The sequence below is a fragment of the Corallococcus sp. AB011P genome, assembly GCF_003611605.1.
In the GTDB taxonomy this organism is placed as follows: domain Bacteria; phylum Myxococcota; class Myxococcia; order Myxococcales; family Myxococcaceae; genus Corallococcus; species Corallococcus coralloides.
The window spans coordinates 81,646-103,385 of the sequence record NZ_RAVX01000017.1 but is presented as its reverse complement, the minus strand read 5'-3'; the positions used below and the strand labels follow the sequence as shown (position 1 = coordinate 103,385).

The 21,740-nt window shown below is 70.0% G+C and carries 17 protein-coding genes; 10 read left to right on the top strand and 7 right to left on the bottom strand.

Translation table 11 applies throughout. From position 1 onward, the window contains the following. Position 1 precedes the first annotated feature (1 nt). From D7X30_RS31260 to D7X30_RS31250, 3 genes are read left to right on the top strand one after another with little or no spacing between them, the layout of a single operon-like run. Positions 2 to 2,080, top strand: coding sequence for a hypothetical protein (locus tag D7X30_RS31260; protein ID WP_120566634.1), 2,079 nt, complete (start codon positions 2 to 4; stop codon positions 2,078 to 2,080). Then, complete coding sequence (locus tag D7X30_RS31255; protein ID WP_120566633.1) at positions 2,077 to 5,601, top strand: DEAD/DEAH box helicase; 3,525 nt, start codon at positions 2,077 to 2,079, stop codon at positions 5,599 to 5,601. The genes D7X30_RS31260 and D7X30_RS31255 overlap by 4 nt, the downstream gene beginning before the upstream one ends. Beyond that, positions 5,598 to 5,972 (top strand): hypothetical protein, encoded by a 375-nt coding sequence (locus D7X30_RS31250; protein ID WP_120566632.1) that lies wholly within the window; start codon positions 5,598 to 5,600, stop codon positions 5,970 to 5,972. Before D7X30_RS31255 ends, D7X30_RS31250 begins: the two co-directional genes overlap by 4 nt. A 10-nt stretch (positions 5,973 to 5,982) precedes the next feature. Here D7X30_RS31250 and D7X30_RS31245 read toward each other — a convergent pair whose 3' ends face one another. Further along, a complete protein-coding gene (locus tag D7X30_RS31245; RefSeq protein ID WP_120566631.1) occupies positions 5,983 to 6,954 on the bottom strand; it encodes a quinone oxidoreductase in 972 nt (323 codons plus the stop codon). 83 nt (positions 6,955 to 7,037) lie between these two features. On the opposite strand from D7X30_RS31245, the gene D7X30_RS42065 reads away from it, so the two are divergent. The 3 genes from D7X30_RS42065 (at position 7,038) to D7X30_RS31235 (ending at position 10,854) form a co-directional block, all read left to right on the top strand. Beyond that, a complete protein-coding gene (locus D7X30_RS42065; RefSeq protein ID WP_158619420.1) occupies positions 7,038 to 7,196 on the top strand; it encodes a hypothetical protein in 159 nt (52 codons plus the stop codon). Positions 7,197 to 7,398: 202 nt separating this feature from the next. Then, positions 7,399 to 7,941, top strand: a complete 543-nt coding sequence (locus D7X30_RS31240; RefSeq protein WP_120547468.1) for an HNH endonuclease — start codon at positions 7,399 to 7,401, stop codon at positions 7,939 to 7,941. Between the two features lie 90 nt (positions 7,942 to 8,031). Beyond that, complete coding sequence (locus D7X30_RS31235) at positions 8,032 to 10,854, top strand: AAA family ATPase (protein WP_120566630.1); 2,823 nt, start codon at positions 8,032 to 8,034, stop codon at positions 10,852 to 10,854. A 4-nt stretch (positions 10,855 to 10,858) separates the two neighbouring features. On the opposite strand, the gene D7X30_RS31230 is transcribed toward D7X30_RS31235, so the two are convergent. The 3 genes from D7X30_RS31230 to D7X30_RS31220 form a co-directional block, all read right to left on the bottom strand. Next, the gene (locus tag D7X30_RS31230; RefSeq protein WP_120566629.1) at positions 10,859 to 11,659 is read right to left on the bottom strand and encodes a hypothetical protein; all 801 of its coding nucleotides are present in this window, start codon (positions 11,657 to 11,659) and stop codon (positions 10,859 to 10,861) included. 110 nt (positions 11,660 to 11,769) lie between these two features. Then, the gene (locus D7X30_RS31225) at positions 11,770 to 13,362 is read right to left on the bottom strand and encodes a transglycosylase SLT domain-containing protein (RefSeq protein WP_120566628.1); all 1,593 of its coding nucleotides are present in this window, start codon (positions 13,360 to 13,362) and stop codon (positions 11,770 to 11,772) included. Beyond that, a complete protein-coding gene (locus tag D7X30_RS31220; protein ID WP_233591890.1) occupies positions 13,359 to 13,763 on the bottom strand; it encodes a BlaI/MecI/CopY family transcriptional regulator in 405 nt (134 codons plus the stop codon). Before D7X30_RS31220 ends, D7X30_RS31225 begins: the two co-directional genes overlap by 4 nt. Before the next feature lie 147 nt (positions 13,764 to 13,910). Between D7X30_RS31220 and D7X30_RS31215 the strand changes: the two genes are divergently transcribed. From D7X30_RS31215 to rimO, 4 genes are read left to right on the top strand one after another with little or no spacing between them, the layout of a single operon-like run. Continuing rightward, the gene (locus tag D7X30_RS31215) at positions 13,911 to 15,551 is read left to right on the top strand and encodes a ribonuclease J (RefSeq protein WP_120566627.1); all 1,641 of its coding nucleotides are present in this window, start codon (positions 13,911 to 13,913) and stop codon (positions 15,549 to 15,551) included. 30 nt (positions 15,552 to 15,581) lie between these two features. After that, on the top strand, positions 15,582 to 16,079 hold the full coding sequence (locus D7X30_RS31210; RefSeq protein ID WP_120524455.1) for a YajQ family cyclic di-GMP-binding protein: 498 nt from the start codon (positions 15,582 to 15,584) through the stop codon (positions 16,077 to 16,079). Positions 16,080 to 16,094: 15 nt separating this feature from the next. After that, positions 16,095 to 17,210 (top strand): hypothetical protein, encoded by a 1,116-nt coding sequence (locus D7X30_RS31205; protein ID WP_120566626.1) that lies wholly within the window; start codon positions 16,095 to 16,097, stop codon positions 17,208 to 17,210. 33 nt (positions 17,211 to 17,243) lie between these two features. Further along, entirely contained in the window at positions 17,244 to 18,644 is a 1,401-nt protein-coding gene (rimO, locus tag D7X30_RS31200) for a 30S ribosomal protein S12 methylthiotransferase RimO (protein ID WP_370051841.1), read from the top strand. 82 nt (positions 18,645 to 18,726) lie between these two features. Here the strand turns inward: rimO and D7X30_RS31195 are convergent, their stop codons facing one another. From D7X30_RS31195 to D7X30_RS31185, 3 genes are all read right to left on the bottom strand, one after another. After that, positions 18,727 to 20,145 (bottom strand): hypothetical protein, encoded by a 1,419-nt coding sequence (locus tag D7X30_RS31195; protein ID WP_120566624.1) that lies wholly within the window; start codon positions 20,143 to 20,145, stop codon positions 18,727 to 18,729. 15 nt (positions 20,146 to 20,160) lie between these two features. Continuing rightward, positions 20,161 to 20,976: an outer membrane lipoprotein carrier protein LolA gene (locus D7X30_RS31190; RefSeq protein ID WP_120566623.1), complete on the bottom strand. Its 816-nt coding sequence runs from the start codon at positions 20,974 to 20,976 to the stop codon at positions 20,161 to 20,163. An 81-nt stretch (positions 20,977 to 21,057) separates the two neighbouring features. Beyond that, positions 21,058 to 21,738: an RNA methyltransferase gene (locus tag D7X30_RS31185; protein WP_120566622.1), complete on the bottom strand. Its 681-nt coding sequence runs from the start codon at positions 21,736 to 21,738 to the stop codon at positions 21,058 to 21,060. Positions 21,739 to 21,740: the final 2 nt, after the last annotated feature.

Genomic DNA, 21,740 nt, shown 5'->3' with positions numbered 1-21,740 from the left:
CATGCCCGACATCCCCCGCGCCGTCCTGTCCGAGCACTTCCAGGCCTGCATGGAGAACCGCCGGCTTGTGTCCGCGGTCTTCACCACCTTCCGTTTCGACCCGGGCTTCTTCGAATCGGAGGTGCTTCCGGTCTTCTTCGACGTCTCCCTCAGCCACGCGAACGCCATCAAGCTGGTCCAGCTCAGTGAGGTTCTGACCAAGCAGTCGGTGAACCTCGCGGTCTATTACGACCAGCACGGCCTGGTGGCGGAAGGCGCGTCCGCGAAGCTCGACGTGCAGCGAGTTCCCCTGCATCACCCCACGGGCATCTTCCACCCGAAGAACGTCCTGGCCCTCGTGGAGGACGTGGAGCCCGATGAGTCGGGCCACCGTCCTCGTGCCCTGCTCTGCGCCTGCCTCTCCGCGAACCTGACCCGCGCGGGCTGGTGGGAGAACGTGGAGGTCGCCCACATCGAGAAGCTCAACGAAGGGGAGGCCACCCACCTGCGCGGTCCCCTCATCGACTATCTCGACCGGTTGGTGAACACCGCCGAGTTCCGGCGTCCGAACGACGACCTGCGACGGCGCCATGCCGCGCTCTGGGACATCCGGAAGTTCCTCGATGGCTGCCGGCAGCGCGACCACCGCACCGTGGGCGGACGCCTGCACACCCAGTTCCACAACGGCGAGGAATCGCTGCCCGACTTCATCGCCAACAGCTCCGCGAACGCGGTCCGGGGCATGTGCCTGGAGATCCTCTCCCCGTATATCGACGGCGGCGAAGCGTCGGCGCCCCTCGCGGCCCTAATAGAACGCTTCCAGCCACGCGACGTGCGCGTGCATCTGCCCAGGAACGAGCGGGGCGAAGCGCAGTGCGCCCAGGCGCTCTATGAAGGGATGACGGCGCAGGGCGTGACCTGGGGTGAGTTGCCCCGGGACCTCTTGCGGATGGGCAGGTCCGAGGACGCGCGGCTGCGCACCGTCCACGCCAAGGTCTACCGCTTCTTCGAACCCAAGCGTGGCGGGCGGGAGATCCTCTACATCGGTTCCACCAACATGACCCAGGCGGGCTGCCGCGTCGCGGGCCAGGGCGGAAACTGGGAGACGGGCTTCCTGGTGGAGAATGTCGCCAACTCCGCCCATGCGAAGCCTGACTGGTGGCTCGCGGTCGACGAAGTACGCCCCTCCCATTTCGCCCCCCGGAGCGAGGACGAAGGCACCGCCGCGAGCGGCGGCACCCAGCTCGCGGTGCGCTACGCCTGGAACCGGAAGGAGGCGGCGGTGCTGTGGCGGGGCAAGAAGCCCTCGCCCGCGCTCACCGTCGAGCACGCGGGAGTGCGACTCTTCGAACTCTCCAGCCTGCCTTCGCGCGAATGGCGGGTGCTCGACGCCGAGGCCGCGAAGCGGCTCGAGCAGACCCTCCTGTCCACGTCCTTCCTCCAGGTGCGAGGGGAAGGCCCTGAACCCGGAGTCCTGCTCGTCCAGGAAGAAGGGATGGCGCAGCGCCCTTCCCTCCTCCTGGACCTGAGCACCGCGGAGATCCTTCGCTATTGGGCCCTGCTCACCGTGGAGCAACGCGCCGAGTTCATCGCGGCGCACGTCCGGCTGACCGGTGACGACGACCCCTTGATGGCGAAGGTCGCGCCGCTTCCCATCGAAACCACCTTGTTCGACCGGTTCGCGGGGATCTTCCACGCGTTCAGCTGCCTGGAGGCCCGGGTGCGCGAAGCCCTGGATGACAAGAAGGAGCGCGAAGCCGACTACCGGCTCTTCGGCAGGAAGTACGACTCGCTCGGCAGTCTTCTGGACCGGGTGCTCACGGACGAAAAGGCGGGCCAGGGCGACCGTATCGAGCACTACGTCGTCGTCCTCTGCGCGCGGCAGTTGATGGACGAGCTTGGAAGTGAGCCCCGGTATCAAGGCTACTGGGAGGCGCACCGCGACGACGTGCGCCAGCTCACGGAGCAGCTCGCGAGCGCCAGCCCCCTGCGGGAGACCCTTGCCGCGGGCTCAGGGGAGATGCCGGCATTCCTGGACTGGTTCGACGGCTGGTTTCTCCGCCGCGCAGCGCCCGTGCCGCGCACGGAGGGCGTGGCATGATCGACCTCGAAACCGCGCGGCAGCTCCTCGACTTCGGCAAGCGCATTGGCGGCGAGGGCCCGCAAGCGGAAGAACAGCTTCGCGGCGCCGTCGCGATCCACAACCTGTTGTCCCAACACCGGCGCGCCTACCTCGCGGACGAGGTCGGCATGGGGAAGACCTACGTCGCCCTCGGAGCACTCGCGCTCTTCCGTCACTTCAACCCAGACTTCCGGGTGCTGGTCATCGCGCCCCGCGAGAACATCCAGAACAAGTGGATGAAGGAGCTGACGAACTTCGCCACCCACAACGTGCGCTTCCCCGACATGCGGGTGGTCTCGCTCGATGGACGTCCCGCGCGCCCGTTGGTGTCCTGCGCGAACCTCATCGAGTTGGTCCACGAGACGAGCGTGGATCCGCACCGGGACTTCTTCGTGCGGATGACCAGCTTCAGCCTGGCGACGGGGAAGACCTCCGAGGACTGGAAGAAGCTGCGTGAAGCGCTGCGCCACCATGTGCCGTGGTTGAAGGACGACGCGCTGGACCTGAGGAACAAGGAGCAGTTCAAGCGGAACTTCGCGCGAGCGCTCTGCTGCGCGCTGCCCCGGTTCGACCTCGTCATCGTCGACGAGGCACACAACCTCAAGCACGGCTTCTCCACCTCCGGCTCCGCGCGCAACCAGGTCCTCGCGGAGGCCTTCGGACGGCACCCCTTCGATGACGTGCCCGACCGGCGCCTGTTCCCCGGTCACGGCCCCCGCGCCGAACGGGTGCTCTTCCTCTCCGCGACCCCGCTCGAGGAGAGCTACCGGCATGTCTGGAACCAGTTGGATCTGTTCGGATTGGCGCAAGGCTGCGAGGAGCTCAAGGCCGACGACGTTTCCGAGGCCCGGAAGAAGGAGGTCGCGGGCCGCTTCCTCGTGCGCCGGGTGACGTCCATCCACGTCGGGGGCCAGGCCCACACCAAGAACCTCTACCGCCGGGAATGGCGCGCGGGCGGCGTCTCGGTCCACGACGAACCCATCCGCGTCCAGGACGACCGCCAGCGGCTGATTGTCGCTTTGGTGCAGAAGAAGGTCAGTGAGCTGCTGAGTGGACAGAGGTTCAACCGATCCTTCCAGATCGGCATGCTTGCCTCGTTCGAAAGCTTCCTCGAAACAGCCCGGCTCAAGCGGGATGACCCGGCGGCGCCGAACGAGGAGTCCGTCTTCGATGACGTCGAGCAGACGGACGTCGCTGAGGAACGGGAGGGCATCGACGTCCGCGACATCAACCAGCTCGCGGGCGACTATCGCAAGCGCTTCGGCCGCGAGATGCCGCATCCCAAGATGGATGCGGTGGTCGACAGTCTCTCCAGCGCCTGGCGGACCGGGAAGAAGACGCTCGTCTTCGTGCGCCGCGTGGCGTCCGTGAAGGAGCTCAAGCGCAAGTTGGACGAGCGCTACGACGACTGGCTGAAGGCACACCTCCAGGAGCGCCTGCCGGAAGCGGTGCGCCCCGAATTGGAGAAGGTGTTCGAGAAGTACAGCCGCGAAAAGCTCCGTTCGACGGCGCTTCCTGCACCCGAGTCCTCCGGCGCGGGGGACACCGCGGTGGACGACAGCGGAGGCAATGACACCTTCTTCGCCTGGTTCTTCCGGGGCAAGGGCCCCCAGGGCTGGGCCAGTGGCGCGAACCTCCAAGCGCGCTTCAACAAGGCCAGCGGCGTGTACGCGACCTTCTTCAGCGACAACCACGTGCTGGCGCTGCTGGACGCCGCACCCGGCACGGTCCTGGAGTCACTGGCCTCGGCCGTCAAGATGTCGAAGCCCGCGCTCATCGATGAGCTCCGGCAACGGGCCGCTCGCTACTTGAGCAAGAAGGCCCAGGTCGTGACGCGAGGCGCCCGGATGGAGGCCGCTCAGGCCGCCGCGTTGGAACTGCTGAAGGACACAGCCAGCAGCCCGCACGCGGTACGCGCGGGCATCATCTGGGCAGAGCGTTTCAGTGCGTCCCAGCAAAGGGAACATGCCCCGGACGCGCCCGCGGAGATCGCGAACGCCCTGGAGCAATCCACCTTCTTCACCGACCTGCGGCAGCCCCGGTACGCGGCCCTCCGGGAGTTGATCTGGCCCGCGATGTCCACGCCACCAGGTCAGCCCCTGGACCCGGAGACGTACCGGAATCAGTTCAGGACGCAGGAACTGAGGGCGCATTTCCTTTCGACAGCAGCCCGGCTGGGGCACGCCTTCATCGACCTCTACATCGCGATGATGGCCGGAAGGACGACCCTGGCTTCGGGCCGCGCGGAGGAGACCGAAGCAGAGGAGCGGGTCGCGGACGCAGGTGAACACCGCGAGCAGCTTCACCTGGCCTATCTGGACCTGCTGGACCGGCAACGGAGCGCGCCGGACGGAACATGGGGCGCGCTACGGGAGCTGGCGGAGATCGCCGCCAACTTCGGCCTCATCCTCGACGTGAACGCCCCCGACATCCGCAGCGGTCCTCTGGAAGAGGCCGCGCGGCACGTGGCGAGCCTGCTGCGGCAGCAACAACCGGTGGGAGGCATGGCCGGGCAGATCAACCAGACCCTGGTGAAACAGTTCCGGATGCCTGGCTATCCGTTCGTCCTGGTCACGACCGACCTGCTCCAGGAGGGAGAGGACCTTCACACGTTCTGCTCTTCGGTCCACCACTACGGCATCTCGTGGACACCCTCGGCCATGGAGCAGCGTGTCGGCCGCGTCGATCGCGTTCGGTCACAAACGGAGCGGCGGCTGACCACGCTCGCGGGACCGCCCACGGGCGAGGACTGGTTGCAGGTCCACTTCCCCTACCTGGAGGACACCGTCGAGGTCCTGCAGGTCGAGCGCGTCCTGGACCGGATGGGCACCTTCCTCCGGCTGATGCACGAGGGGCTTCCCGACAAAACCCAGGAGAACAAGAAGATCGACGTCGAGAAGGAGATGGTCGCCGTGCGGCGTCACCTCCCTGTCGCACGCGAGGCACTGAAGACGGCCTTCCCCCTTCCCCCGGGTTCGACCACGGGCCCTGCGCGCCCGCTCGCGGTCCAGGGTGATGTGATTGCGAACGTGCGTGCCCGCTTCAGCGCGCTGCGGGACGCCGCGCTCGGAGGCATGCCGGTGGAGTGGGCCACGAACGCGCCCAGAGGCGCCCTGCTGGGAACGGCCCAGCTCGAGAACGGCAGGCGCCAGCCCTTCACCCTGCTGTTGCGCTCCGACCATGGCCATCCCGTCATCCGCTGCATCAGCCCCATCGGTCGCACCGACCCGGGAAGCGATACCGATGCCATCTCCCAACGCGCGGCCCGAACCCAGTCGCGCGTGGGTGCCATCCTCACCCGACAGGAGCGCTCCTATGACCTCACCATCGAGGACGATGTCCTGCTCGCGGCCCCGGAGCACGACGCGGTTCGCGTGGCGCTGCTCGTGAAGCGGGTGGTGGAACAGGCGGACCGGATGGAACGCGAACACTTCGCGGACGACCGAGACGAGCCCCTGGAGTCCTTCGAAGAGGACCTGCTGACGGAGGCCGGGCCATGACCACTGATTGGCGGCGGCTGTGCAGTGGCCCGGGGCTGTCCGTGGACAACGACATCGTCACGGTCACGTTCGAGAACCAGCGGAGCCATCGCGTCCGCGTCAAGGAGACGGAAACCACCTTCGAGCTGCACGCGCTCGTCGCCCGGGCCAGCAACATCGTGCAGCCCGAGTCATTGTCGCTGCGCATCTGGCGTCACAACCGCGCGGCGCAGCTCGTGGGCTTCCGCCTGGATGCCCGGAACTGCGTCCGTGCCGAGGGCTGGGTCGCGAAGGCAGGACTCGAAGCCCAGGAGTTCCAACACGTCCTGCGCCGGGTCGCGGCGGAGAGCGACCGCTTCGAGTTCATCCTGACCGGCAAGGACACCGAATAGCCGCCAGACCTCAGTCCTCGCCCAGCAGAACGACCTTGCCCACCGTGTTCCGGCCCTCCAGCTGGCGGTGGGCCTCCTCCGCGCGGGACAGCGGCAGCGCCAGACCCACCACGATGCGCAGGCGCTTCGCCACGACCTCCGCCAGCAGCGCCTCACGCGCCTTGCGCTGCACCTCCGGGGGCGTGGGCGTGCGCAGCCAGTAGGCGCCCACGGTGAGCGACTTCGCGTAGAGCGACTCCACCTCCACGTGCGGCGGATGGCCGCTGGCGTTGCCGTAGCTCACCAGGTGCCCGAAGGGCGCCAGCGCGTCCAGGCTGGCCTGCCAGGTGCTCGCGCCCACCGAGTCCAGCACGCGCTCCACGCCGCGCCCCTGCGTCAGCTCACGCACGCTCGCGGCGACGTCCTCCTGGTCGTAGCGGATGACGGCGTCCGCGCCCACGTCCCGCGCGAGCTTCGCCTTCGCCTCGCCCGACACCGTGCCGATGACCCGCGCTCCCGCCGCCTTCGCCAGCTGCACCGCGAGCAGCCCCACGCCGCCGGCCGCCGCATGGATGAGCACTGTCTGCCCCGCCTCCACGCGCCCCACGGTGTGCACCACGTGGTACGCCGTCAGCCCCTGCACCAGCAGCGCGGCGGCCTCCTCGAAGGACACCTCTGGCGGCAGCACCAGCAGCTCGTCCACCGGCGCGAGCGCGGCCTCCGCGTAGGCCTCCTTCGTCAGGGCGACCACGCGGCGGCCCACCCAGGACGCGTCCACACCGGGCCCCACCGCTCGCACCACGCCCGCGGCCTCGCTGCCCAGGATGCGCGGCAGGGGCGCCTGGGCGTCGTACAGCCCCCGGCGGCGCTCGGTGTCCGCGAAGTTCACGCCCGCGGCATGGACTCGCACGAGGACCTGGCCCGGCCCGGGCACGGGCTCCGGTGCGTCCTCCCAACGGAGGACCTCCGGCCCTCCCTGCTGGTGGTAGCGGATGGCTTTCATGCTCAGAGTCCTAACGTCCGCGCTGCTTGCCTGTCAGGACTGAATTTCCGCCGCCGTCGCTGGGAGCGAAAGGAGCGGTCCCGATGCGCCAGGCGACGAAGCAGTCCCCGATGAACCTCAAGCACCTGAATCCTTCCGGTCACGGCATCGACGCGGCCTCGCGTCCCAGCCCGGAGACCGCTCCTTCCACGTGCCGCTGGCGGGACTTCGCGTCCTTTCGCCTCGCCTCGCCCGGCTCCTGAAGGCGTCACGCCCCGTCCCTGACGCGGCATGTCCCTGGAGGCCGGGCTCCCGACAAGGGGACCCGGCCTTCTTCACGTCCGGCTCCCGTTCACCTTCCGATTCCCACCCATAGGCCGCGCACCGGGTGCAGTCCGAACTCCAAATCCGGACGAGCAGGGTTCGACTCCCTGGCGGCCTGTCCTGCCCGAAAGGCCCCGTGTCATGGAAACGCTGGTGTTGAGCCAGTCCTATGAACCTGTCGCACGCATCCCGTGGCAACGCGCCGTCATGCTGCTCGTCCAGGGCAAGGTGGAGGTCGTCGAGGAGTACGAGGACCGCGTCATCCGCTCGGTGACGGTGGAGCTGCGCATGCCGTCCGTCATCCGCTTCGTGCGCGCCCTGTGGAAGGGCCCGCGCGGCGTGCGCTTCAGCCGCGAGAACGTCTACCAGCGCGACCAGTGCCGCTGCCAGTACTGCGGCCGCAAGGTGACCCGTCCGGAGGCCACGTACGACCACGTACTGCCGCGCGCGCAGGGTGGCCGCACGAGCTGGGACAACATCGTCATCGCCTGCGTGCCCTGCAACCAGAAGAAGGGCAACCGCACCCCGGCGCAGGCGCGCATGACGCTGCGCACCGTACCCGCGAAGCCGAAGCGGCTGCCGGACGCACTGGTCGTGTCGTTCCTCGTGGAGAAGGGCCTGCCCCTGTCCTGGCGCAAGTTCCTGAGGGACGTGGCCTACTGGCACACGGAGCTGGAAGCGTAGGGTCCCGGCCCATGCGGATGGGCCGGGACTTCGCTTCCGCGCCGCAACGGTTAGAGTGCCGCACGTCGAGGGGGCGTTCCGGACCACACCATGGCGACGAGGAAGAACGAAGACCACGAGCGGCTCATCGACCGCGACCTCACCGCGATGGCGCGCGAGGGCAAGCTGCCGGCCGCCCACGGCGTGGACACCTCCGTGACGGAGGTGCTGGGGCTCCTGGCGCGCGGAGGCAAGCACCCGCTGCTGGCGGGCGAGCCCGGCGTGGGCAAGAGCGCGCTTGTGCAGGAGGTGGCCCGCCGCATCGCGGAAGGACGCGTGGACGGCGACCTGGCCCAGGCGCGGCTCGTGGAGGTGTCCGTCGCGAACATCCTGGCGCGCAGCACCCAGCGCCAGGCGGCCGAGTCCTTCGAGGAGCTGCTCACCCACCTGGGCCGCCACCCCTGCCCCATCGTCTACATCCGCGACCTGCCGGTGGCCCTGGGTGGGCCCCTGGCGCCGGTGGCCGTGCGCGCGCTGCGCACCGGCGGCCTGCGCTTCATCTTCGAGACCGAGCCCAAGCGCGTGCAGGAGCTGCTGCGCGCCGATGAGGCCCTGGCCGAGCGGCTCCACCTGTTGCCCCTGAACGAGCCGCCGCTGGAGAAGGCGCGGTGGATTGTCGGCCGCGTGGCGGAGGAGCTGGAGCGCGAGCTGCGGCTGCCCATCGACCCGGCCGCGTGCGACCTGGCGCTGCGGCTGTCCGCGAAGTTCCTCCTGGCGCAGCACATGCCGCGCAAGGCCATCGAGCTGCTCAAGGAGACGGCGGCGGAGGCCGCGGGCGTGGCGCGCGACCACGTGGGGCCGGAGGACGTGCTCACCCGCTTCTGCGCCGCCACGCGCCTGCCCCGCTTCGTCGTGGACGACGCGATGCCGCTGGACCTGGAGGAGACGGAGCGCTTCTTCGGGGAGCGGCTGCTCGGCCAGACGGACGCGGTGGCCGCGGTGCTGCGCTCGGTGGCGCTGCTCAAGGCGGGGCTCAACGATCCGCGCCGCCCGCTGGGCGTGTTCCTCTTCGCCGGCCCCACGGGCGTGGGCAAGACGCAGCTGGCGAAGCTGCTGGCGGAGTACCTCTTCGGCTCCGCCGACAGGCTGGTGCGCCTGAACATGGCGGACTACCCCAACGACGGCGACGAGAGCGTCCCCTTCGGTGCGTCGTGGGCGCCCGCGCTGGAGACGCGGCGTGGAGAGCTGTCCGCGCTGCTCGACGGCAAGGTGTTCACCGTGCTGCTGCTGGACGAGTTCGAGAAGGCCGCGCGCAGCGTGCACGACCGCTTCCTCCAGCTCTTCGACGAGGGCACCTTCGTCAACGGCGCGGGCGAAGCGGTGTCGTGCAACAACACGCTCATCGTGGCCACGTCCAACGTGGGCTCGGAGGTGTACCGCGAGGCGGGCCTGGGCTTCGCCGCGCACAAGCGCGCCGAGGAGCAGGTATCGGAGGTGGACCGCCGCATCGCGGAGGCCTTCCGCCCGGAGTTCCTCAACCGCTTCGACGCCATCTGCCACTTCCGTCCGCTGTCGCGCGTGGACATCCGCAAGATCGCCCAGCGCGAGGTGGGCCGCGTGCTGGAGCGCGAGGGCATCCGCGCCCGCGCCCTGGACGTGGAAGTGACACCGGAGGTGGTGGACCGGCTGGTGGAGCGCGGCTATTCGCCGCAGTTCGGTGCGCGCTACCTGCAGCGTGAAATCGAGAAGACGCTCACCGCGGCGCTCGCGGTGGAGATTGCGCGCAGGCCGCTGCCGCCGGGCACGCCCGTGCGTGTGGAGGCCCGTCCCGGAGGCCGCGTGGTCGCGGTCGCGGAGCCCGTGCCACCTCCCCGTGAAGTGACGGCGCAGCTGCTGTTGCCCACGCCGAAGGCCGCGGCGGTGAAGCGCCGGCTGGACCGCAAGTCGCTGCTGATCGAGATGGACCGGCTGGTGGGCCGTGCCCGTGCGCTCGCCGAGTCCACGGGGCGAACGGAGCTGGAGCAGCGCCGCGCGGCGCTGCTCGCGGAGACGCAGGCGCCCAACCTCTGGGACGACTCGCTGCGCGCGGCGGACGTCCTCCGTGCCTTCCGCACGGTGGAGGCGCAGCTGGGAGAGCTGGACCGCCTGGAGGCCGCGTGCCAGTTCGGGCGCCGGCTGGTGCGCGAGGCGAAGAACGAGGTGCAGCTGGGCTCCGCCGCGAAGCAGGTGGAGGAGGTCGCGCGAGAGGTCCAGATGGCGGAGGCGCTGCGGGCCGCCGGGGCCACGACGTTGGACAACGAGGCGCTGGTGGACATCTGCGCCAGCGACGCGTCGGAGCTGCAGGACGTGTGGGTCCAGGAGCTGGCCACCATGTACCTGGGCTGGGCGCAGCGCCGGGGCTACGAGGCCACCGCCATCGCGGAGGCGGACGCCCCCGCGCGCGTGGTGGTGCGCATCGCCGGGCCGGGCGCGTATGGGTTCCTCGCGGGCGAGGCGGGGCTGCACCGCCGCCTGGAGGACGAGAAGCGCCAGCGCGCGTACGTGCGCGTGCACCGGGGCGGGCCTCTGGAAGAAGTGGAGCGGGAGCTGCTGGTGCTGGAAGGCCGGCCGGTGAAGAGCCGCGAGGGCGAGTACCTGCAGCGCGTGCGCAACGAAGTCACCGCGAAGGACGAGGCCACGGGCCGCGTGCTCACGCTCATTGGCGCCGGGGAACTGGACGAGCTCAAGGGCATCGCCGCGCGTGTCGTCGCCGGCCAGGGTGCCAGCACCGACGAGGCCCGCCGCTACTTCCTGGGCCGAGGAGCGCGCGTGGAGGATCCACGCACGGGCGCGGGGACGCCCCGCGTGAAGGACGTGATGCGCGGCGAGCTGGATGTGTTCATCGCCGCGTGGATCTCCCGTCCGCCGCCGGAAGGCTCCACGCCGCTGTCCTGAGCCGTCAGGGCAGGTCGCCCTGGGCCACGCCCAGGCGCAGGGCCTCCGCGAGCACGTCCAGGCCCTGCGCGGTGTTGATGCGGGAATGGGACGTGGCGCCGCTAACCACCTGCACGGCTCCGCCCAGCACGAAGGGCAAGGGCCGGCGCCCCAGCCGCATCAACCGCTCGTCGTAGAACGCGGCCGGGGCGCGCTCACGCACCAGGCGCGCCAGGGTCACCATGTTCGCGGTGCGCGACGGCTGCATCGCGGGCCCCAGGCATGAGAAGTCGAACCCCACCTCCGGCAGCACGGCGCCCCTGCCGTCGCGGTCGAAGACAAAGACGACCTGCGACGTCTCCTCCTGCGAGCCGCGCACGCTCTTCTCCGCCGTCTTCGTCATCTTCAGGCCCCCCGTGATGAGGGCCGTGCCCAGCGCCACCTTCGTCGTCTTCTCCGTATGCTCGCTCTGCGTGCGCAGGGACGACGCGCCCCGGAGGATGACCGTCACGTCCTCCCAGGCCATGGTGAGCGGCGCGCCCGCGCGAGGCGTGAACGTCGCCTGCGCCGCGCCGAACGTCACGGTGCGAGCCGTGACTCGCTCCGCGACCTCCGACTCGTCGATGGCGAGCGCCGCGAGCCCCGCGTCCCGGAGGGCCTTCACCAGGGCATCCGCCGCATCGGGAGCCAGGCGTGCAATCAGGGCGGGAGGCTCGGGAGCCAGCCGCATGCGGGCCTCCGCCGGGGCCATGCCCGCCGCGGCGGCGAGCACCTGGGCGGCTTCCGGAACCTCACCCGCGGGACGAACGAGCGCGACGATCTTCATGACGTTTTCCACCCCTGGCACCGAGCGTCGCCATCCTCGCGCGAAAGCAAGGTGGCGCGCATCCGAACCCCGGTGCGGCGGGGACATTCCACCGTGCGGTGGACAAACGCTCAGTCGAGCAGGTGCGGGTTGCGCAGCAGCAGCACCCCGGCCTGCACGGTGGCGGTGTAGCCATTGAGCTTGCCGGTGCGCACCAGCTCGCTCACGTCACGCACGCCGCTCTCCGCGAGGACGCGGTCCACCACGCCCTCGCCCTGGTTGTAGGCCGCGAGCGCGAGCCGCCAGTCGCCGTAGCGCTCATGCAGCGCCTGGAAGAGGGCCGCGGCGGCCTCCGTCTCCCGCGCCACGTCCAGCCGCTCGTCGCGTCCCGCCTCCACCTTCAAGCCGTAGCGACGCGCCGTCTCCGGAATGAACATCCACACGCCCGCGCCCCTCGGCCCCGGCGCCATCGACGGCTCGCGAGACGTCTCCGGCAGGTTGCTCACCGCCGACTCCACCATCGCCACCGCGACCAGTTCCTCCGGCAATGAGCGCGAGCGCAGCGTGCCCGTCATCGCCTCGCGGTGCTCCTGGAGGTTCGCCAGCGCCTTGCGCATGAAGTCGCGGCCCTTCCGCGTGGTGACGAACTTGTTGAGCTGTTCGACCACGGCGGCATCCACCACCACCGGCAGGTCCCCCGCCTTCTGCCCCGCCTCCGCCAGCGCACTGGCCTCCGTCAACGACACCGCGCGCCCCCGCACCGTGCCCTGCGCCCACAACGCCAACGGCGCGAGCACCAACGCCAGCGACAACGACAGACCCAGGGTGCGCACGGAGCTGCGGGGACGAGACTGGAACAGCATGTGGATCCTCCTGACAGTGGGGTGGGACATGCCGGTGACACCGGCGGGAAGAGAAAAGGCGGCAGGGACACGCAGCGACGCCTGCAACAGGCACCGCGCATACGCCTCCGCGGACACGTGCTTCACCGTGACGAGCGCCTCGTCACAGGCGAACTCCTGACGCTCCGCCAACCACCGCGAGAACGCCCGAGCGAACGGGTTCCAGAAGAAGGCGCTGTCGAACCCCAGCCGCGCATAGGCAAACACCGTGTCCCGCTGCCGGTGGTGTTGCAGCTCATGCCGCACCGTGAGCCGGAGCGCCTCCGAGTCCTCCAACACTTCAGCGGGAACCACCGCCCACGCGCCGCCACCGGGGAACCACACGGAGAACGCGCCGTCCGCCGCGTCCCCCAGCACCACGCGCACCCGGCCCACGCGGCGAAGCACGGGCAGCGTCACCAGCTTCCGCCGCAAGCGCGCATACCGCCGCAGCTCCCACGCCAGGACCGCCAACGCCCCCACGCCCACCACCCCCACTCCGACCATCACCCACGGCAGGCCCGCGCCCGAGGACCGCGTCTCCGGCACGGCGCCGAGCACGGGCCGCGCTTCGACAGGCGCCAGCGGCGCGGCGTAGCTCACCAGGGACCGCTCGAACTTGAAGAGCGGCGCCGACGGCACCCACTCCCGCGCCGCGAGCGCCACGAACGGCAGGAGCACCGCCAACCCCAGCGTCACCCGCCCCACGCGCAGCGTCTGCCGCGCGTCCAACCTCCGCTCCATCCCCAACGCCAGCGCCGCGCGCAGCAGCCCGAAGCCCACCGCCACCAGCACCGCCGCCGTGAGGTACGCGGCCAGCACATCCCGGAACGCGGCGCTCATCCCCGGCCTCCCTTGCGCCCCAGCAGCTTGCGGATCTGCTCCACCTCCTCTGGAGACAGCGGCACCGCCTCCACCAGCCGCGCCACCAGCGACGACGGAGTCCCGTCGAACACCGTCGCCACCAGGTGGCGCACGCTCTGGGCCTCGTAGTCCTCGCGGGACAGCCGCGCCGAGTACAGGTGCCCCCGCCCCTCCTTGCGGCTCTGCACCACGCCCTTCTGCTCCAGGATGCGCAGCACCGTGGACACCGACGTGTAGGCCAGCTTGCGCTCCGGCGGCAGCGCCGCGAGCACGTCCGCCACGCTCACCTCCCCCAGCCTCCACACGAGCTGCATCAGCTCCAGCTCCACGGGCGTGAGCGGCTTGGACTCCTCGACGGACGGCGGCTTCGTCACGGGCATGGCCTCCCGGCTTCGAACTAAATCCTTAGTTCGAACACAACTAAGCCTTTAGTTTGAGTCCGTCAAGCAGGCGGGCGGTGGCTCTTGGTGGTGGGGTGTGCGGATTCCTACGCACGGGAGGGGCCGGGCCCTTAGACTTCCGGGCACATGCTCCACGTCATCCCTCTGGGCGGCCTTGGCGAAATCGGACTCAACGCCATGGTGCTCGCCTGTCGTGGGGAGATGCTGCTCATCGACGCCGGCTTGATGTTCCCCTCGTCGGGAATGCCCGGTGTGGACATCATCGTCCCGGACTTCACGCACCTGCGGCGCAACGCGGCCCAGCTCAAGGGCGTGCTCCTCACGCACGGGCACGAGGACCACATCGGCGCGCTCCCCTACCTGCTGGGCGACATTCCGGTCCCCATCTACGGCACACGCTTCACGCTCGCGCTCGCGCGTCAACGCCTGGAAGAACTGGGCGTGAAGGCGGACCTGCGCGAAATCGAGCCGCGCACGCCCTTCCCCGTGGGCAGCGTCTTCAACGTGGAGGCCACGCGCGTGACGCACACCGTGCCGGACGCTGTGGGCTTCATCGTGCGCTCACCCGAAGGCACCGTCATCCACACCGGCGACTTCAAGCTGGACCCCGACCCCATCGACGGCCTCAAGACGGACCTGGAGCGCTGGGGCGAGGCGGGCGACGAAGGCGTGCTGTGCCTGCTGTCGGACTCCACCAACTCCGAACACGTGGACGAGACCGGCAGCGAGCGCGTGGTGCAGACCACCTTCGAGCGCCTCTTCCATGAGACGAAGGGCCGCATCGTCGTGGCCCAGTTCTCCTCCAACCTCCACCGCGTCCGGCACCTGTTGGACCTGTGCGAGCGCACCGGCCGGCTCGTCGCGCTCCAGGGCCGCAGCATGGTGCGCAACGTGGAGCTGGCGCGGGAGATGGGCTACCTGGACGTGCCCGACTCGCTCTTCGTGCACCTGGACAACGTGCCCAAGCTCGCGCCCCACCGCGTGGCGGTGCTCACCACGGGCGCGCAGGGCGAGCCGCGCGCGGGCCTCACCCAGCTGGCGAATGGGGATGGGCCCGTGCGCCTGGAGCCCGGCGACACCGTCATCGTCAGCGCCCGGCCCATCCCCGGCAACGAGCGCTCCGTGGGCGCGCTGCTCGACCAGCTCCACTGGCGCGGCGCCCGCATCGTCTACGCACAGGTGGAGCCCGGCGTGCACGTCTCCGGACACGCCAGCCGCCCCCAGCAGCGCCGGGTGATGGAGTTGATCCGCCCCCGGAACTTCATCCCCGTGCATGGGGAAGTCCGGCACCTGCACCGACACCTGACCACCGCGCGCGAGGCCGGCATGGCGGCGGAGGGCCTGCTGCTGGCCCACGACGGGGACGTGGTGACGTTCGAGGAGGGACGGGGCCGCTTCACTGGCAGCGTGCCTTCAGGGCGCATCATGATGGAGCGCTCCGGGGACGGGGTGGTGACGCAGGAGACGCTGGTGGAGCGCAACCGGCTGGCGGAGACGGGCGTGGTGGCCGCGGCGGTGGTGCTGAGGCGCGACACCCAGGCGCTGGTGGCGGGGCCCCAGCTGTCCGGCCAGGGCCTCAGCCCGGACGAGCAGGGCGTGCTGGCCCGGGTGGCCCAGGACGCGCGGGCCTTCTTCGAGGAGCTCACCCCCCTGCTCCGGGGGGACGATGCCCTGGTGCGGGAGGAGCTGGTGAAGGCGGTGAAGCGGGCCTTCAAGCAGCACACCTCCCGGCGCACCCTGGTGGTGCCCTTGGTCGTCAGGGTGTAGGTATGTTAAGGGCGCGAAAAGGTTCCCCCCATGCCCTCCTTCGACGTCATCTCCAAAATCGATCTGGCTGAACTCGACAACGCGGTCAATCAGACCCGCAAGGAGCTCAGCACCCGCTACGACTTCCAGGGCGTGAAGGCCGAAATCGACATCGCCCCGGACCATTCCGCGCTCACGCTGAAGACCAACAGCGAGGAGAAGCTCCAGGCCGCCAAGGAGGTCCTGCTCGGCAAGCTGGCCAAGCGCGGCATCAGCCTGCGCGTGCTGGAGTTCGGCGATATCGAGAAGACGGGCCTGTCCAACGTCAAGCAGCCCATCAAGCTCCAGCAGGGCATCCCGGTGGAGAAGTCCAAGGAGCTGATCAAGGTCCTCAAGGAGTCGAAGATCAAGGTGCAGGGCTCCATCCAGGCGGATCAGCTCCGTGTCACGGGCAAGAACCGGGACGACCTGCAGGAGGCCATGGCGCTGTTCCGCAAGGAGCAGGACCGCCTCAGCCTGGACATGCAGTTCACCAACTTCCGCGACTAGAGGCGCCCCTTCGCCATGCACGCCGCCCGTCTGGCCCCCCTGCCCCTCTGTCTGCTCCTCGCCACCGCCTCGCTCGCGCAGGACGCGGCGCCCCGGCCCAGCAAGCCGGTGCCCGTGCTCAAGAAGGCACCCCGGCCTGAGAAGGGGCTCAAGGACTTCGGCTCGCCGCTGGTGCTCAAGCCGCTGTCCACCGAGGGCGCCACCGCGAACTTCTCCGCCCGGGTGGGCTGGCGCAAGGACACGCTCTTCGTGGGCGTGGAGGCCACGGACAACCAGCTGCTCGCGGGTGACATCATCACCCTCACGCTCTACTTCCCGGACTCCGGCACCACCGCCACGGGCTACACCTACCGCTTCGCCTTCGACGGCCAGCGCACCTCCGGGGCTGAGAGCAACACGCCCAGGTTCGCGCAGGGGCTGGTGAACGCCGCGGTGCACCGCCAGGGGGACACGCTGTCAGTGGTGGCGATGATTCCCGTGCGCGCCCTGCCCCGCTTCCCCGCGGTGGATCCGCTCGTCATGGACCTCTGCATCACCTACGAGGACCAGGACCAGGTGGGCGCCAAGGTCGTGCCGGTGTCCAACTGCAAGGGCGGCACCATGGCGGAGGGGGAAGCGCTGCGCCTGCCGGACGAGGCGCGCAAGAACCTCAAGCTCAAGCCCCCCGCCAGCGTCACCGCCCTGGAGGCGGCCCCCACCGGCTGGCTGGGCTGGGGCATGCTCAGCTACCCCAACTGGGCCCAGGGCGACGCGCCCCTCACGCCCGGCTCGCTGCGCGAGCTGGTGGCGCCCAACGCGGTGGACGCTTCGAAGATGGGTGTGAACCTGCCGGAAGCATTGAGCCTGCCGGACGGACGGCCGGTCGTTACCGTGCTCACCGGGAAGAATCCCTATGCCGTCGAGGGTCAATGCGACTCCGACGATGAGCTCCGGATGGGGCTCTATGTGGTGTCAGGGAAGACAGCCCAGCGGGTGCTCGACTGGCCGGCCGCCACCTGTGCGCTGGGTCGCGCCACCTCGGTGGAGCTGGAAGAAGACGGGGCGCTGAACATCGGTTACTCGAACGGCGCCATCATCAACTTCGTTTGGAGTGCGGACCACTTCGAGCGGACGCAACTGGGAAAGCGGTAGACGCGCGTGGAAGAGACCAAGAGCCTGTACATGATGACCCTCGGCTGCCCGAAGAACCGGGTGGACTCCGAGGTGATGCTGGGCACGCTGCGCACGCGTGGCTATTCGCTCGTGCAGGAGGCCTCGGAGGCCGAGGTCATCGTGGTCAACACGTGCGCCTTCATCGGGCCGGCGAAGCAGGAGTCGGTGGACTCCATCCTGGAGATGGCGGAGCTGAAGAAGTCGGGCGCGTGCAAGACGCTCGTCGTCACCGGCTGCCTGTCCCAGCGCTACGGCCAGGAGCTGTCGCAGGAGATGCCGGAGGTGGACCACTTCCTGGGCACCAGCGCGTACGCCCAGATTGGCGACCTGCTGGCGGCGGAGGCCTCGCCGCGCCAGGTGATTCCGGATCCGGACTACATCCACAACGCGGAGACGCCGCGCATCAACTCGATGCCGAAGTACACGGCGTACCTCAAGATTTCCGAGGGCTGCGACAACGCCTGCGCGTTCTGCATCATCCCCACGCTGCGCGGCGGCCAGCGCTCACGCACGGTGCAGGACATCGTGGCGGAGGCGCGGAACCTGGCGGACAGCGGCGTGCAGGAGCTGAACCTCGTCGCGCAGGACCTGACGGCGTACGGGCATGACCTGCCCGGCAAGCCGAAGCTCCACGAGCTGCTCAAGGAGCTGGTGAAGGTGGACGTGAAGTGGATCCGCTTGCACTACGCCTACCCGCGCGTGTTCCCGGACGAGCTCATCGACGTCATCGCCACCGAGCCGAAGATCGCCAAGTACCTGGACATGCCGGTGCAGCACGCCAGCGACAAGCTGCTCCTGTCCATGAAGCGCGGCCGCAACTCGGAGTTCCTCAAGAAGCTGCTGGGCAAGCTGCGCGAGCGCGTGCCGAACCTGGTGATGCGCACCTCGCTCATCGTCGGCCTGCCGGGTGAGACGGAAGAGGACTTCGAGCTCCTGAAGGAGTTCGTGAAGGAGCAGCGCTTCCAGCGTCTGGGCGTGTTCCAGTACTCGGACGAGGAGAACACCGCCGCGTTCGACCTGCCGAACAAGGTCCCGGCGAAGACCATCGAGCGCCGCTGGCGCGAGGTGATGGCCATCCAGAAGCGCATCAACCGCGAGCAGAACAAGAAGCTCGTGGGCCAGAAGCTCACCGTGCTGGTGGAGGGCCCCAGCGAGGAGTCCGAGCACCTGCTGGTGGGCCGCCACGAGGGCCAGGCGCCTGAAATCGACGGGCAGGTCTACATCAACGACGGCCTGGCGTACCCGGGCGAGTTCGTCACCGTGGAGGTGACGGAGGCGCACGACTACGACCTCATCGCCCGCGTGGTGGAGCGTCCGGATCCGAAGCAGCGCGAGCACACCCCGCGCGAGGCCCCGCCCGCGCCCGTGCCCCTGAAGGCGCTGGTGCGTCCGCCGGAGCCGCGGCCGGAGTAGTCCGTCACCGCGAAGGCCGTACCCCGGGCCCGCCCCGTCCTCCCCACCGGAGGCGGTCGCGGGCCCGAGCCGTTCGTGGGCCCTACTTCGGATCCTCGGGCTCCAGCTCACGCTCCTCGACGGGCGGCGGCTGCGGGCCTGAGCCCTTCGTCGGCACCGCCACGCCCTCGCCCAGTGGCGTGGGCTGGCACTCGCACACCGTCCGCCGCGACGCGGACTCCATGACGAAGGCGCACGTCGTCGGACACTCGGGCTGGCGCCCCTCCTCCACCAGCGACACCGCGTAGCTCCGCGCGCCCTGGAGCGCCGCGTGGCACGCGGGCAGGGTCTTCGCCAGCGACGCCCACGGCAGCCGGTGCTGGGTGTTGGCGCCACGGGTGGTGGTCGGGAAGCTCAGGCCCACCTGGCAGCCCGTCTCCAGACGCTGACCGTCCGCGCCCCGAGGCTCCACGTACAGGCGCACGCCTTCCGGCACGTCCCGGAACACCTCGCCGGAGAGGGCCACCGCGCCGTCGGGCTCCGCGCGCACGAAGATGCCGTAGCAGGCCTCCTCGCTGAACGCGCCGCCCTCGCCCGAGCACTGCTGCCGGCCTCCGCCTTCGGGCGTGCGCACGTGGGGCCTGCGCAGCACCAGCGCCCCACCCTGCGCGTCCACGGTGGCGGTGAAGCGGCCCCACACGTCCGGCCCCAGCCGGCCCAGGCTGCTCTGCGACGGCCAGCGCCCCGCGGCCTCCATCACCAGCGGCTTCACGCCCAGGCCGTCGGCCACCTCCACCGCGTCCACCACGAAGGTGCGCGGCGGGAGGCCCGCGGCCGTCTCCAGCGGCTGAAGCCCCAGCCCCAGCGCGGGGTCCACCGCCAGGCGGGAGAAGGGCTCGCGCGTGCCCAGCACGAAGGGGCCGGTGATGCTCGCCCCACCCTGCGTCACCTGCACGGCCAGGAGCGGCCAGTCGCCCAGCGGCTCGCGGCTCAGCTCCACCACGTGCGACTCCCGCACGGCGTCCGTTCCGCGCAGCTCCGCGTCGTAGGCCTCCCGGGGACGTGAAGCGGTGAAGGTCACCTCGCGGCGCAGCGGATCCACCGTGAGGGCATACGGGAACAGCACGTCCTGCCCCAGCGTCACCGAACAGCCCGTCTCACCGGAGAGCAGCAGCGTGCGCAGTGTCGGCGCCACCGGGCCCACCGTCACTGGAGGGGCCGGCACCTCCGGCCAGGAGCGATGCCCTCCGGAGGACTCCGGCACGCGCGCGGTCCCCGCTGCCACGGGCGGCGCGCCGTCGAAGCAGTTGGAGGACACGAGCGACAGCGGCCGCGTGACGTCCAGCACGACCGGCACGGCCCGGTTCCCCAACCGCCCCGCCACCGTCAGCCGCAGCGCGGGCGACGACAGGAGGGGCAGCGTCTGCCCCGCGAGGCTCGTGGGACGTGAAGGGCCCGCGGGCGCGGCGGAGTGACACCCCGCGCCCAGCAGCACGCATCCCGCCAGCAGCACGCCGCGCATGGAGGGCGGGCCGTCCTACTGCGCCTTCTTGGTGAAGTCGTCCACGCGGGTGCCCTCGGGCGGGTTCAGCTTGAAGCTGTCCGCGGAGATGCCCACGTTCGTCTTCAGGTCCAGGAAGGAGATGGTGTTCTCACTGCCGTCCGGATCCACCACCGTGCTCTTGAGCACCTGCGCCGTCGAGGGGTCCACCTCCAGGCGCACCTGGCGGAAGCGCGGCTCGTTCTTCAGCGGATCCAGCACCAGCAGCGTGCCCTTGCAGTCCTTGCAGGCGCCCTTGGTGATGGAGAACTCGTCCGCCAGCTTCCCCTGGCCGAAGAGGAACGTCACCGACGCGGACAGCTGGCTGGTGTCCATGGCCGCCACCGACAGCGTCTGCGCTTCCGGGTCGTGCATGTAGACCTTGTTGCCCGCGAGCACGAACGTCCGCTTGGACGGGTTCTCGTACTCCCAGCGCATCAGGCCCGGCTTCTTGTAGGTCACCGTGCCCGTGGACGTCTGCGTGCGGCGGAAGGCCTTGTACTTGTAGTCCTGCTTGAAGCCCGCCTTGAAGTCGCCCGTCTTCTCGTAGAAGGCCTGCATCCGGTCCACGAGCGTCTTCACCTCGGGCGCCATCGGCTTCGGAGCGGCCTTGGTGGCGCTGTCGGCGACGCTCGCGTCGCCCTGCTTCGCGGCGGGGGGCATGGCGGCCGTGCCGGCATCCTTGGGAGCGGCGGGCTGCGGCGCGGCTGCGGGGGCCTTGGCGGCGGCCGCGGGCTTCGGCGCGGGCGCGGTGGGGGCGGCGGTGGTGGGGGCCTGCGTGAGGAGCGTGAAGAGCAGGGATTCCAGCAACATGGCGTGCGCCTCCGGAGCGGGCACCCGGGGCGCCCGCAGGGTCCATCTACCGCATCCGGACGGGCCCCGGGGGACCGGCATTCACCGCTGTGTGGCTTTGACCAGACGCTTCCGCTGCTTCACGCCCAGCAGGTAGAAGCGCTCCCGCAGCGCCTGGGCCTCCTCGGGGGACAGGTCCCCGGAGCTCCCCAGGTGCTCGTCCCGCCAGGCGATCGCCCGGGTGATGCTGGCGGACGCCGCCGCGGAGATGTTCAGGCTCTGGCTGAAGCCCTTCATGGGGACCCAGAAGGTGCCGTCCACCCCGGTGAGCACGTCATCGCTCACGCCATAGCGCTCGTTGCCGAACACCATGGCGAACTTCGTGTCGAAGCGCAGGCTGTAGAGGTTGGTGGCCCCCTCGCGCAGCGCCGACGCGTAGAGGCTGAAGCCCCGCCCCTTCAGGTGTTCGCGGCACTCCGCGAACGTCTTGTAGAGGTGCACGTCCAACCACTTGTCGCAGCCCTGGGCCACCCGAAGGTTGGGGATGAAGGGCGCTTCCGGGTTGACGACGACGTGCACCTCCTGCACGCCCATGGACTCGCAGGTGCGCAGCACCGCGGCCATGTTGAAGTTGTCCTCCAGCCGGTCGAGCACCACCACGAAGTTGCGCGTGCGCTGGCTGACGACGCGGTCGATCTTCTCCTTCCGCACGTCGAGCAGGAACTGCTCCGGCTCGACGACGTCGCGCTCGAACTTCTCGTAGCGGGGGCCTCCACCAGCCATCG